General features: G+C 52.1%; 11 protein-coding genes. 6 read left to right on the top strand and 5 right to left on the bottom strand.

Annotation, left to right across the window (positions count from 1 at the left end; genetic code table 11):
- Positions 1–55: 55 nt before the first annotated feature.
- The 5 genes from E7745_RS00905 to E7745_RS00925 form a co-directional block, all read right to left on the bottom strand.
- Positions 56–427, bottom strand: a complete 372-nt coding sequence (locus tag E7745_RS00905; RefSeq protein ID WP_136408103.1) for a co-chaperone YbbN — start codon at positions 425–427, stop codon at positions 56–58.
- A 27-nt stretch (positions 428–454) separates the two neighbouring features.
- Positions 455–1,714, bottom strand: a complete 1,260-nt coding sequence (locus E7745_RS00910; protein ID WP_136408104.1) for a CinA family nicotinamide mononucleotide deamidase-related protein — start codon at positions 1,712–1,714, stop codon at positions 455–457.
- A gap of 50 nt (positions 1,715–1,764) precedes the next feature.
- Positions 1,765–2,781 carry a tRNA (adenosine(37)-N6)-threonylcarbamoyltransferase complex transferase subunit TsaD gene (gene tsaD / locus E7745_RS00915; RefSeq protein ID WP_107032849.1) on the bottom strand — a complete coding sequence of 339 codons (1,017 nt, stop codon included), beginning with the start codon at positions 2,779–2,781 and terminating at the stop codon, positions 1,765–1,767.
- Between the two features lie 155 nt (positions 2,782–2,936).
- Positions 2,937–4,034 carry an acyltransferase family protein gene (locus E7745_RS00920; protein ID WP_136408105.1) on the bottom strand — a complete coding sequence of 366 codons (1,098 nt, stop codon included), beginning with the start codon at positions 4,032–4,034 and terminating at the stop codon, positions 2,937–2,939.
- Positions 4,035–4,410: 376 nt separating this feature from the next.
- A complete protein-coding gene (locus E7745_RS00925; RefSeq protein WP_123398293.1) occupies positions 4,411–5,628 on the bottom strand; it encodes an OmpA family protein in 1,218 nt (405 codons plus the stop codon).
- Between the two features lie 341 nt (positions 5,629–5,969).
- Here E7745_RS00925 and E7745_RS00930 point away from each other — a divergent pair, with 341 nt between their 5' ends.
- From E7745_RS00930 to E7745_RS00955, 6 genes are all read left to right on the top strand, one after another.
- Positions 5,970–6,539, top strand: a complete 570-nt coding sequence (locus E7745_RS00930) for a CvpA family protein (protein WP_107032846.1) — start codon at positions 5,970–5,972, stop codon at positions 6,537–6,539.
- 48 nt (positions 6,540–6,587) lie between these two features.
- A complete protein-coding gene (sufB, locus tag E7745_RS00935) occupies positions 6,588–8,063 on the top strand; it encodes a Fe-S cluster assembly protein SufB (protein ID WP_370291916.1) in 1,476 nt (491 codons plus the stop codon).
- On the top strand, positions 8,060–8,800 hold the full coding sequence (locus E7745_RS00940) for an SAM-dependent methyltransferase (RefSeq protein WP_107032844.1): 741 nt from the start codon (positions 8,060–8,062) through the stop codon (positions 8,798–8,800). Before sufB ends, E7745_RS00940 begins: the two co-directional genes overlap by 4 nt.
- A 53-nt stretch (positions 8,801–8,853) precedes the next feature.
- Positions 8,854–9,894, top strand: a complete 1,041-nt coding sequence (locus E7745_RS00945) for an MBL fold metallo-hydrolase (protein WP_136408107.1) — start codon at positions 8,854–8,856, stop codon at positions 9,892–9,894.
- 61 nt (positions 9,895–9,955) lie between these two features.
- Positions 9,956–11,581, top strand: coding sequence for a hypothetical protein (locus E7745_RS00950; RefSeq protein ID WP_136408108.1), 1,626 nt, complete (start codon positions 9,956–9,958; stop codon positions 11,579–11,581).
- A 742-nt stretch (positions 11,582–12,323) separates the two neighbouring features.
- The gene (locus E7745_RS00955; protein WP_136408109.1) at positions 12,324–12,803 is read left to right on the top strand and encodes a hypothetical protein; all 480 of its coding nucleotides are present in this window, start codon (positions 12,324–12,326) and stop codon (positions 12,801–12,803) included.
- The last annotated feature ends 34 nt before the right edge of the window (positions 12,804–12,837 follow it).

Below are 12,837 nucleotides of genomic sequence, written 5' to 3' on the forward strand. Positions count from 1 at the left end.
TCTATTCTCGTTAAGCAACTCAATTTGACAGTCGAAAAAAATTAGTCAGTCCGGCCTAAAGAAACGACTCGATTTTGCTCAGCAGAACCTCGCCGTCAATCTCGCCGGTATGCCGCCAGGCCTCCTCGCCGTCCACATAGATCAGAAACGAAGGAATCGATCTGACGTCAGCCGCATCAGCAGCCTCCTTGTTATTGTCAATGTCAAGCTGACACACATTAGACCTTCCGTCAAGCAGTTCCTTGACCTGGGCCACAACAGGCATCATCCTCTGGCAGTGAGGACACCATGATGCGTAAAACTCCATCAATACCACTTTCGAGCTGCGGATTTCCTGATCGTAAGTCATAATATTCGATAATTTTAAAGGTTGATAAAAATGCAGACAGACGGATCTCCGGGCGGAGGCCGTCTGTCTGTAAAACATCTTTGAAAAGCCGATGGTTCGCAGCCCCTACATAGCGCGCAGCAGTTTTATGGCCTTTATGAGCACACGTGTGGTCGATGCTTCTATCACTCTCTGGCGGTTGCCGGGGAAGTGATGGGTCTCGGCCTCGCAGACCGTCATGCCGTCAGGAGCAGTGACCGCGGCAGCCATACACACAGTGCCCACGGGCTTCTCCTCGCTACCCCCTCCTGGGCCGGCTATACCGCTCGTGGCCACAGCCACATGAGCACCGACAGCCCTCAGCGCACCCTCGGCCATCTCGCGGACCACCGGCAGACTCACAGCTCCGTTGGCTTCAAGAGTCACCCGTTCCACGCCGAGCAGCCCCATCTTCACATCGTTGCTATAGCTCACCACCGAACCGGCAAACACATCTGACGAGCCTGGGATCAGTGTGAGCTCATGCGCGATGTTTCCGCCTGTGCAGCTCTCGGCAGTAGCCAAAGTCAGCCCCAGTTCCCGGCAGCGCTGCAGCAGAATCTGAGCCGGAGTCAGATCTTCGGTCGCGATCACCGCATCACCGAGCATGGCGGCAAGCTCGCCGGCCGCACGCTTCACCTCCGACGCTATGAAATCACGATCGCGATGGGCACCGTCGATGCGCAGGCGTATCAGGCCGGGCTTAGGCAGATAGGCAAGGTGAAGATACTCAGGCAGAGCCTCTTCCCAGGGAGCAATCTTCTCGGCCAGAGCGCTCTCGGTATAGTCCGTGACCATCAGCACGGCATGTTCTATGTCAACATCGGACTTGAACTTCTCGCGCAACTGCGGAAACACCTCAGATGTAAACATCTCGCGGGTCTCGAAAGGCACTCCGGGCATAGCCACAAGCACCTTCCCGCCCTTCTCAAACCACATTATCGGCGCCGTGCCCACACGGTTCTGGATAACCCTGCACGAAGTCGGCACTATGGCCTGCGCAGCCGTCAGGTTATTGATCCTAAACCCTCGGCGGCTCACCACGTCCTTCACATTGGCAAGCACAGCCGGGTCCTCACGCAACTCACCTCCGAAATAGTCCCGCATCACCCCTTTGGTAATGTCATCCTTGGTCGGGCCGAGGCCACCGGTGGTAAGCACCACATCGCTCTGTTCAAACGCACGGTCGATGGCCAGACGGATCTCGTCAGCCTCATCGCCCACAGCCTGCACATCGCCCACCTCCCATCCATAGGGAGCTATATGGCGGGCAATGTCACCTGAATTTGTGTCTGTGACCTGGCCGAGCAGAATCTCGTCGCCGATCACTATTACTGATACTTTCATTAGCTTATAGAAATTAAACCTGAACTTAGAGGTCGTTAAAAAACAAGCTCTTATACTTTCACGCGGGCATAAGGCACCTCATCGTAGCGGCAGAACTGCCGGTCGAGATATTTGTAATAGGCAGCTATAGCCACCATAGCGGCATTGTCGGTTGTAAACACCCTCTCAGGGATAAACGCAGTCAGGCCGCGGCGGCTGCAGTAGTCAGCCACGGCATCGCGCACACCGGAGTTGGCCGACACACCGCCGCCGATAGCCACCGTAGTGACGCCGGTCTGTCTGACAGCCTTGTCAAGCTTGTCCATAAGTATCTCGATGATTGTACGCTGCAGCGAAGCCGCAAGATCGGCCTTGTTCTGCTCTATGAAATCGGGGTTCTTCCTGATCTCGTCTCTGAGAGTATAGAGAAACGACGTTTTCAGCCCGCTGAAACTATAGTCCAGACCCGGAATGTGGGGCTTGGCAAAGCGGAAACGCTTCGGATCGCCCTCGGCGGCCAGGCGGTCGATATGCGGACCGCCCGGATAAGGCAGCCCCATCACCTTGGCACACTTGTCGAAAGCCTCGCCGGCGGCATCATCGATGGTCTGGCCGAGGATCTCCATGTCATTATAGTTCCTGACAAGTATTATCTGGCTGTTACCGCCTGACACCAGCAGGCAGATGAAAGGATATTCAGGCACACGGTCATCCTCATTACGGCGGATGAAATGTGACAGCACATGGCCATGAAGATGATTGACATCGACGATAGGGATGCGCAGGCCGAGCGACATGCCCTTGGCAAAACTCGTACCCACCAGCAGCGAGCCGAGCAGGCCCGGACCGCGTGTAAAACCGATGGCGCTGAGCTCTTCCCTGGCCACACCGGCTCGTTTGAGCGCCGTGTCGACCACCGGCACGATATTCTGCTGATGCGCGCGCGACGCCAGTTCCGGCACCACACCTCCGAACTCAGCATGGACCTGCTGCGAGGCAATCACATTGCTCAGCAGCACCCCGTCGCGGATGACAGCCGCCGACGTATCATCGCACGACGACTCTATACCTAAAATGATAACACTCATATTCTGATTGATTCCGGAACCGGCCGGCTCTCACGCCCCGGCTCCCCGTTTACCCTGCAAAATTAGCAAAATATCTTGGGTTTGACCACATCAATCAGCCCAAGATTGCCAACTTCATCCCAGAGCGCCGTCACAGCGCAGCAGAGCCACATCTGTCAGCCCTCCACACTCCGTGTCTCCGACCTGCCGGATCCGAGTCTCCGAAGCATGTTGTCTGTTATCAGGTCTCTCTGAGCCGTAAACCTTGGAAACAGTCTTTTCAGTACCGGAATCAGGGCGATACTGAGCATCGCAGTCAGAAGAAATACAGCGAGACTGTAATATGCATCATCCGGGCTCATCCCGAAAAACTCCAGTCCGCGTGAGGCAACCGACATTACCGCAACATGTACGCCCAGCACGATCAGGGAATAACGCCCTACATACCTGAGTCCCGCCACAGCCCCGGCCGTTTTACAGAGCAGCATAAAAGCTATCACCACCGATATCGCCCCTACATAGTAAAGCAGGAAATTTTCCCCTATGTATAATGTCCTGAAACTGACATAGGGCCTGTCACCGAAAAAGAAACACCAAACGGCAGCCGCGATCAGCACCGCAGCCGCCGGAAGAGCATATCTGTCATAACGGTTCGGATACAATATATCTGTCGATTTCAGCATATATCCCAGACAATAGAACGGCACAACGGCAATTCCTGAATCAATGAACAAAGGGAGCCTGACACCATAATGATCAAAACAGATCATACCGCCGCCCCCCACTGCAAGACTCAGCAATGCCGTCACACAACGGTTTGTGCTTGCCTTATATATCATAAAGAAACAGACGTTGGTCCAGAACAGAGCCAACAGGAACCACAATGCCACATTGACCATTTCTTTCGATGTGACGAATGCGAAAAACGGAATCTCCACCTCCTGTCCTGCCATAACCCTGATTGCGGCGAATGACAGATAACTGAGAGTGTAGAAAAAAACAAACGGCACCAACAGCTTATTGACTTTCTTCAGAATGGTTCTGAATCCGCCATAATCTTTAAAGAACAGACCTGACAATGTAAAATAAAACGGCATTCTCAGCATACTTAAACAAGGAGTATCATTGTCCACCAGTCCCGCATGATACATGACCACCAATAAAATGCAGATGCCTTTTGCCGTATCGACAAACTGAATGCGCCCACTTCCGGCGCCACAGCCCGTCAAGCCTTCACCTTTTTCGGTCAACGCTCTATCAGGAGAGTTATTCATGATTTCAAATTCGTATATTATATTCTGTGATAAGACACAAAAATAACATGTTTAATTCAAATTTGCAATGTTTATACATCATCCTGTCACCACATCCCGAACTTCATCAGTCAAACTTCCGATATGAAAACATGTTAAGGATGGAATCGTAACTTTCCTAAATGACTCGAAAACATAGCCCCTACGAGGCATCGCTGTCCGGATCACGCCTGAGCGGTCAAAGAACCCGCAGCAAATGTAAGCGGCCCGCTCGGCGGAGGGCCAGGCGGGTCGCAAACGTCAATTATTGTTTTGAAAGAAAACTCGGTTTTCTAAAGTCGAGGCGGGAGAGGAATATCTTTCCTATGTGCAGTGGCAGCTGAAAGGTTATGGTCCGTTATTCGGGAACGGCGAAGATCACGATACGGTTCCAGTCGTTGGTGTCGTAAACCTGGGTGTTGCTGCCGGCGGCTTCAAGCACGAGGCGAGAAGAGTCAATACCGTAGTCACCTACGAGGATGTCAGCTACAGCCTGGGCGCGGCGTTCTGAAAGCTTCATGTTGTATTCAGATGTGCCGGTGTCTTCGTCAGCATAGCCGCGGACCACGATAGAGGTGTTGGGGTTGGCCTTGAGGTATTCGGCTACGTTGTAGACGTTGACCATTTCCTCTGAAGATACGTAGGCTGAGTTGATCTTGAAACGCACGGTGGGGAGGAGTGTCACGGCAGGTGCGGGTTCTACGACAGTGACATCGGGGCAGGGAAGCTGGGCCTGGGCTGCTGCAAGGGCTGCAGAAGTGGTGGCGAGAGCACCGCGAAGGTCGTTGATCTGGGCGTTGGCGTTGTTGATGTAGTCAACGTAGTCACAGGGATTGTAGCGTTTGAACTTCGAGCCTGTGAGGTGGAAGGTGAAACCGCCAACTGCTGAGAGATCGATGTCGATGGGGCGTCCGTAGGCTTCGTTATTGAAGTTGTCGCCGTAGAACATCGCGCGGCCTTCTGCGAAGAAGTCAACATATTCGCTGAGACGGAAGCGGAGCTGCAGACCTGCCGACACGGGGAGAAGCCACTGGTTTGACTTGATGCCGTCGCCCTTGCGGTCCTGGATGTTGCCAACCACAGGATGGAAGTGGTAGACATAAGATCCGCCGAGTCCGATGTAAGGCACGATCGAGAACACTCGTTTGGGACGGTAACCGCCGATGGAGTTGAACATATCCCACATGAAGTCAACGTTGAGGTTGGCTACACGGGCAGAAGCGGTCACGCCTTTATTCCAGTGCATCGAGCCGTAATAGGCAGAGAAGCGGAAGCCTAAGTATGGTGAGATCCAGCGGCCTACACCGAGGTTATATATGGCGGTAATATGGCGGTCGTCGCTTTTGCCGTCAGAGCGGACATTTTCCACAAATGGCGAGCGGATACCGGCGCCGAGCTGGATAAACCAGTTGTCTTTCCATGAGCCGGGAGTGTAGATGTCCTTGCACTCTACGTCCTGAACCAATACTGGAGTTTCTTCTACCACCACACCGGTGATTGTCTCCTGTGCATTAGCCTCACTGGCGCTCCAGAACATGCCGCCTAAAGCTGCCACGATTAATAAATTCTTTTTCATTCTCTCACAAAATTAAAATGAAACACGATTTTTTAGTAAACTCTCTTTTTTTAATAGTCTTTTAGTAAGATCACTATGAATATTCATCCCGGACACGCTTGCCCTAGGGGTTTGTAGTGTTCGGTTTGCCGATTTTGATTTTATAACATTAGTCCATTTTTATTTGTTCATCTCCCCTTCTTTTTCGAATCGTTTTTAACATTTCGGGTTGCGGGAAACCGCCGAGGGCCGGGTGGTAGCTGGGTGCCGACACCGTTTTCCTGTCTGCATTTCAACACTCTTTGCAAATAAATTGTTAAATTTGCATCCAAATATATAAGTACCAACAACCAAACCCTCTCATGACAGTTCTCGATATCATATTGCTGCTGATATTCATCGGCTCGGCCTGGTATGGCTTCCGCAAGGGAATCATCAAGCAGTTAGGATCTCTGGCGGCCATCGTGGTCGCCATCATAGCCTGCCGCACCCTCGGCCAGCCGGTTGCCGAAATGCTCTCAGGCAGCAATCCCGACTGGCAGGCATCAGCCGTCAGCCGTGCCACCGTCTCGATCATAGCCAACGCTCTGGTCTATCTGGTGGCCTATTACGGAGTAATCCTGATAGCCAAAGTAATGCGTATGGTGAGCCATGCCGTTCTGCTCGGTCCGCTCGACCGCATTACCGGCGCGGCCTTTGCCGTGGCAAAATACTTTCTGCTCGTCAGCCTGCTCCTCAACCTCTACATAGCCGTGTTTCCCTCAGCCCGTCTGTCAGAAAAATCTCATCTGTGCGGGGGCCGGGTGGTGCTTCTCACGGCCCGCTTCGCCCCCTGGGTGCTCGGTGCGCTGTCGCCCTTTGTCACGGGCGACGACGGCTGCCACATCAATAGCATCGACAAGGCTCCCCAACCAACCGAAACAACCATATAAGAGGCCGCTGAAAAGCCTCTGATCAATACCCTCCGAGTCATGGAAAATATGGACAACAAAGACAAACTGAACCAAAAGCCGGACAGCGACGCGCTGCTCAACCGCGCGACATCCGACGAATATAAATACGGTTTCACCTCCGACATCGACACCGAGATCATACCCGTGGGTCTCAGCGAAGATGTGGTGCGCCTCATCTCAGCAAAAAAGGGCGAGCCTGAGTGGCTCCTCGAATTCCGTCTGAAAGCCTTCCGCTACTGGCAGACACTCGAAATGCCTACCTGGGCCCATCTCGACATTCCGCCGATCAACTACCAGGCCATCAGCTACTACGCCGAGCCGCGCTCCAAGGCCAAAGGCCCCGAAAGCCTTGATGAAGTCGACCCGCAGCTTCTCGACACATTCAACCGCCTCGGCATCCCCCTGCAGGAACAGAAAGCCCTTGCGGGCATGGCCGTCGACGCCGTGATGGACTCCGTCAGCGTCAAGACCACCCACCGCGAGAAGCTTGCCGAGAAGGGCATAATCTTCTGCTCGATCTCGGAAGCCGTCCGCGACTATCCTGATCTGGTCAAGAAATATCTCGGCTCAGTGGTCAGCTACCGCGACAACTTCTTCGCCGCCCTCAACTCGGCAGTCTTCTCCGACGGCTCGTTTGTCTACATCCCCAAGGGTGTGCGCTGCCCTATGGAGCTTTCAACCTACTTCCGCATCAACGCCTCAGGCACAGGCCAGTTCGAGCGCACTCTCATAGTAGCCGACGACGATGCCTATGTCAGCTACCTCGAAGGCTGCACGGCTCCCATGCGCGATGAAAACCAGCTTCATGCGGCAATTGTGGAGATCATTGTGGAAGACCGCGCGGAGGTGAAATATTCAACCGTGCAGAACTGGTATGCCGGTGACGCCCAGGGCCGCGGAGGCATCTACAACTTCGTAACCAAACGTGGTCTATGCCGCGGTGACCACTCCAAACTCTCATGGACCCAGGTGGAGACCGGCTCGGCAATCACATGGAAATATCCCTCCTGTGTGCTCAAAGGCGACTATTCGCGCGGCGAGTTCTACTCTGTGGCCGTCACCAAAAACTATCAGCAGGCCGACACCGGCACCAAGATGATCCACATCGGCAAGAACTCCACATCGACCATCGTCTCGAAGGGCATCTCGGCCGGACATTCGCAGAATTCCTACCGCGGGCTTGTCAAGGTGGCTCCCGATGCCTCAGGCTGCCGCAACTACACCCAGTGTGACTCCCTGCTGATGGGCAGCAACTGCGGTGCCCACACCTTCCCCTACATCGACATCCTGAATGACAGCGCCATAGTGGAACACGAGGCCACAACATCCAAGATCTCCGAAGACCAGCTCTTCTACTGCAACCAGCGCGGCATTCCCACCGAAGAAGCCATAGCCCTGATTGTCAACGGCTATGCCAAGGAAGTCATGAACAAGCTCCCGATGGAGTTTGCCGTCGAGGCCCAGAATCTGCTCCAGATAACCCTTGAAGGATCAGTAGGATGACAAGCGAAGAAAGCAAAGCCGCAGCCTCGCCGCTGCGCCCGGCCCTCTATCTGATTCCATCGACCATGAGCGATGCGTCGGTCAGCGACGTGATTCCCGAAAGAAATCTCGCGGTGATCCGAGCCATCAGACACTTCGTGGTCGAGAACGTCCGCACCGTGCGCCGTTTCCTGAAACGCTGCGACCGCTCGATCGACATCGACTCGCTCTCGTTTACCGTGCTTGACGAACACACGGCTCCGACCGAAGTCAGCGCCATGCTTGCCCCTCTCCGCGCCGGAGAGCCTGTAGGAGTCATCTCCGAAGCCGGCTGTCCGGCCGTGGCCGACCCCGGAGCCGACCTTGTGGGCATAGCCCAGGCCGAAGGGCTCGAAGTTGTGCCCCTCGTAGGCCCGTCAAGCATACTGCTCTCGCTCATGGGCTCAGGATTCAACGGCCAGACCTTCGCCTTCCGCGGCTATCTCCCCTACGAGTCAAAAGCCCGCAGCCTGCGCCTGCGCGACATGGAGCGACGCATCCGTCAGGAGGGCGAGACCCAGATTTTCATCGAGACCCCCTACCGCAACAACCGCCTCATCGCCGAGCTTGCCTCATCGCTACCTCCGTCCATGAGACTCTGCGTGGCCTCTGACATCACCGGCCCGCGCCAGTCGATAGTCACCCTTCCGCTCTCAGCCTGGGCGCGCCGTAAGTATGACTTCGACAAAATTCCCTCCATCTTCCTCCTCTACACCTGAACCATCCCCCCAAAAAAAGAAAACAAGCATAAAATCCACCCCACACGCTGCTCATGGCAAATCCGCGCAAACCCTCCAGACTCCCTATGCCGGGACTTTTCGACTCTCTTGACGACTTCAACGAAGGCTCCGAGAGCGATTTCAGCATCATACCCGACAAGAAGATGGTCGAAATCGCGCGCAAATACCGCCGCGAACAGCCGGCGATCGACGAACTCCCTGAGTTCCAAGCCTCTGACCGCATCTTCTTCATGAGCTTCGGCAGCGGAAGCTCAGGCAACTGCTCCTACATAGGCGACCGCAGCGGAGGCTTCCTCATCGACGCCGGAGTGGAAGTGGCCAAGGTGGTCGAAGGCCTGCGCCGCAACGGCATCTCGATGGACCGTGTGGCCGGAATATGCCTCACCCATGACCACGGCGACCACATACGCGACGTCTACCCGCTGCTCAGGCGCTACCGCCACCTGCGCGTCTACTGCACTCCAAAGACCCTCAACGGCATACTCCGCCGCCACAACGTCTCGCGCCGCATCAAAGACTATCACTCGCCCGTCTACAAGGAATTCCCATTCCGCATAGGCAACTTCGAGGTGACCCCCTTCGAGGTGATGCACGATGGCGCCGACAATGCCGGCTTCTTCATCACCAACGGCGACTGCCGCTTCGCCGTCGCCACCGACCTCGGCTGCATCAGCGAGCGTGTGGACCACTACATGCGCCTGGCCAACTACATCATGATCGAGGCCAACTATGACCTGCGGATGCTCCGCGAAGGCCGCTACCCCGAATATCTCAAAGCCCGCATCGAGGCCTCCAACGGCCATCTCGACAACCGCGTGGCCGCCGAGTTTCTCGCAAGCATCTACACCCCGCAGCTACGCAACATCTTCCTCTGCCACCTTTCCAACGACAACAACAGCCCCGACCGCGCCCTGCGCGCCGTCTCGTCGGCTCTCGCCGGCATCGGAGTGACCCGTATCGGCAACGGCATGATCGACCTCAAGGACACAGCCATCCCCACTGACGAACCCCGCGTCCACCTCGTGGCCCTCCCCCGCTTCGACACCTCGCCTCTCTACACCCTCGGCGTCTGACCCAACCGGCACAGAGACGCAGCTCCACTCTACAGACACATAGCCCGCCACTCTCTTCCACATGCACAGACATCTTTTCCACTTCATACTGCTCATGCTGCTTTCGCTGCTGTCTCACAGCTGCTCTTCACCTCACACCCATACCATTCAGGAGGCCGAGGGCATCATGGACCAATATCCTGATTCTGCACTCTCCATCCTCGAAGATATTCCGCGCGAAGAGCTCCGCGGTAGCCAAGCCCGTGCGCTCCACGCCCTCCTGCTCACCCAGGCCCGATCCAAAAACTACATAACCGAGACAAACGACTCGCTGATCTCAACCGCCGTCAGCTATTTCGAGTCGACCGACGACAGCCATCATCTCATGCTTGCCCTCCACTATTTCGGAGAACTGAATTTCAACCGCAAGGCCTATGCCCGAAGCCTCACGGCGCTTTTCAAGGCTTATGATCTCGCTGTCCGGCTTGACGACAAATTCTGGATAGCCATGTCGGCCCGCATGATCGCCGACATCTATCACGAAAACTATCATACTGCCGAGGAAATCGAATTCTCCGAAATCGAACTCGAAAACTTCCGCCTCTCCCACCGCCAGCCTCATATCAACTATGCGATCCTCGACCTGGCAAAGACCTATGCAGCGGCTGAAAAAAATGAAGATGCTATTGCCTTAAGTAAGCAACTGATCGACTCGGCGACAAAATATAATGATACTACACTTTATATAGAAGCCATCCGATCCATTGGTGTGACACATATAAATTCAGGCGATTACAGCAAAGCCATTCCATATTTAGCTGAAGTCTGTGAATCTAATCTCGCTACTGGCAGGGACTCTATATATTATGGGCTTGCAAATGTTCATATCGGAGATATAGCCAAAGCGTCCGAACTTTCGGAAAGATTCAGCACAGCCGGACACGGGATGAACGCTTGGCTGCAATACAAAATCTGCAAAGCCTCAGGGTCTACATCAGAAGCCATAATTGTACTTGAGGATCTGAACCATTTTACTGACAGCATCCTTCGGTCCGTCATGTCACAGTCGCTCGGAACCTCAATGAGAGAGTTTTATGTTTCAGAACGAAATCTCAATGAAGCCCGGCTGAAATCGACCAAAGCCATTGCAATCAGCATAATCATTATTACAGTCTTATTGCTCACTATTGCTGCGATATATCTGATCCGCTATCGTAAACGCAAATTAGAAATAATCAATAATAATGTGGAGATTGCGCGCAATCTCAGTGAGCTGCTTGCAAAAGATGCCAAGTCACAGGCTACCATTCAGTCTCTTCTCGCTGAACGCTTCACTGTGATTGACAATCTTTGCCGCACTCTATATGAGGCTCCTTCAAGAGTAGCTAAAAAACGGATCTCAGAAGAAATTACATCTTTAATTGATCAATATTCTTCAGACAGCAAAAAACTCAGCGAACTTGAAACTTTGGTCAACAGACATCACAACAATATTTTGATTAAGCTCCGCAACGAGTTTCCTGATCTAAAAGATCCCGATTTCCGACTTTTCATGTTCTCTGTTTTAGGCTTCTCCAACTCAGCAATTGCCATATTTCTCGGAGAAGCAAAAATCACAGCGATCTACGACCGCCGCAAGCGCCTGAAAGCAAAATTTCGCCTTTCAGCAAGCCCCAATAAAGAAATATACCTGAAAGCCATATCCTAATCACTTATATAACAACAATCTGTCATTCTCAAATTCAGTACTTTAGTTTTATCTACTTCATAATACACTGATTAATAGTGTTTTAGCATAACATCATTTACACACGCCTAATTTTAGCATCAGGCATCAATATACACACCTGTAAATCAACTACATACTACGAGTCTCCGCCTAATACAAAATCCACTATTTTTAGTTTTTAGACATTAATCTATCTAATTTTGTAATGTCAAAAACTAAAAAATTATGTCTAAATTCACCCATCTCTTCATTACAATTTCATTATTGTTCCTTTGCTCGTCAACTATTCATGGAGAGCAAAAATTATCAAATAATGAAAAATCAATTACGACTATCCTTCCTCGTAACACTCCAACCCATCGCCCGAAATCTCCCGCCAAGATCTATTTGGTATGTCAATATTCCATAGGTCATATAAGCCTGTCATTTCCGGATGATGCTACTTATATGGACGTTTCGTTGAACGATGAAACCGGACCTGTATGGATCGGCACTATATCGCGTACAAATCCGGAAACCGAAATCCCCAGCCTTTTAGGAGAATACACAATCATATGTCAGACTGACCAGAACCAAATATTTGAAGGGACTCTATTTTTTATCAATTAAATTCATCGTCTTATGAAAATTACATCTTTATTAAAAACGCTTACCATTTTTACCATTTTTTTCATTAAGCGTGACAAGTTGCCAAAACGAGTTGGACGAACCACAATGGCAAATGCCTCTTGAAGACGCCCCTATTAGATCTCTTTCTGATTCCCGTTCAGAAATCTCTACTGTTGGGAATGGAGAATGCGTGATCGGAGCGATCCAATACTGTGGTTCAAAGTTAGGAATGAAAATTTTCCGTGAAGACATTATCAACTACTTCGATGACAAAATTATTAGGAGTGAGTCTGGCTCAATCTTAGGCATAAGCTTAAACACTGAAGACTGGCATAATGGTCTAAACCATTGGTTTAATGCAACTCTCCCTCTTGGCCAGAACGATTTAATATCACAAATCAAGTATAACAACCGAATAGCATGCTGTCGAATTAAACCGGATGGCGTTTTCAATGTTACACACGCCGTTGTATTGATAGAAGTCAATACCTATAAATCACAATTTAAATATTATGATCCTGTAGATCCTGGTGATCATTATGTTTATTTCAAAAATGTCTATGATCCGAGAATAATCACTCCCAAACAATAAACTTAGAACATAAAATTCAAGAGTGCAGCATTTG

The sequence above is a fragment of the Duncaniella sp. C9 genome, assembly GCF_004803935.1.
Taxonomy (GTDB): Bacteria; Bacteroidota; Bacteroidia; order Bacteroidales; family Muribaculaceae; genus Duncaniella; species Duncaniella muris.

Excerpts from the sequence above, each read along its gene's own strand:
- E7745_RS00905 (WP_136408103.1), bottom strand. The coding sequence starts at position 427 with ATGTTTTACAGACAGACGGCCTCCGCCCGGAGATCCGTCTGTCTGCAT.
- E7745_RS00910 (WP_136408104.1), bottom strand. The coding sequence starts at position 1,714 with ATGAAAGTATCAGTAATAGTGATCGGCGACGAGATTCTGCTCGGCCAG.
- tsaD (WP_107032849.1), bottom strand. The coding sequence starts at position 2,781 with ATGAGTGTTATCATTTTAGGTATAGAGTCGTCGTGCGATGATACGTCG.
- E7745_RS00920 (WP_136408105.1), bottom strand. The coding sequence starts at position 4,034 with ATGAATAACTCTCCTGATAGAGCGTTGACCGAAAAAGGTGAAGGCTTG.
- E7745_RS00925 (WP_123398293.1), bottom strand. The coding sequence starts at position 5,628 with ATGAAAAAGAATTTATTAATCGTGGCAGCTTTAGGCGGCATGTTCTGG.
- E7745_RS00930 (WP_107032846.1), top strand. The coding sequence starts at position 5,970 with ATGACAGTTCTCGATATCATATTGCTGCTGATATTCATCGGCTCGGCC.
- sufB (WP_370291916.1), top strand. The coding sequence starts at position 6,588 with ATGGACAACAAAGACAAACTGAACCAAAAGCCGGACAGCGACGCGCTG.
- E7745_RS00940 (WP_107032844.1), top strand. The coding sequence starts at position 8,060 with ATGACAAGCGAAGAAAGCAAAGCCGCAGCCTCGCCGCTGCGCCCGGCC.
- E7745_RS00945 (WP_136408107.1), top strand. The coding sequence starts at position 8,854 with ATGGCAAATCCGCGCAAACCCTCCAGACTCCCTATGCCGGGACTTTTC.
- E7745_RS00950 (WP_136408108.1), top strand. The coding sequence starts at position 9,956 with ATGCACAGACATCTTTTCCACTTCATACTGCTCATGCTGCTTTCGCTG.
- E7745_RS00955 (WP_136408109.1), top strand. The coding sequence starts at position 12,324 with ATGCCTCTTGAAGACGCCCCTATTAGATCTCTTTCTGATTCCCGTTCA.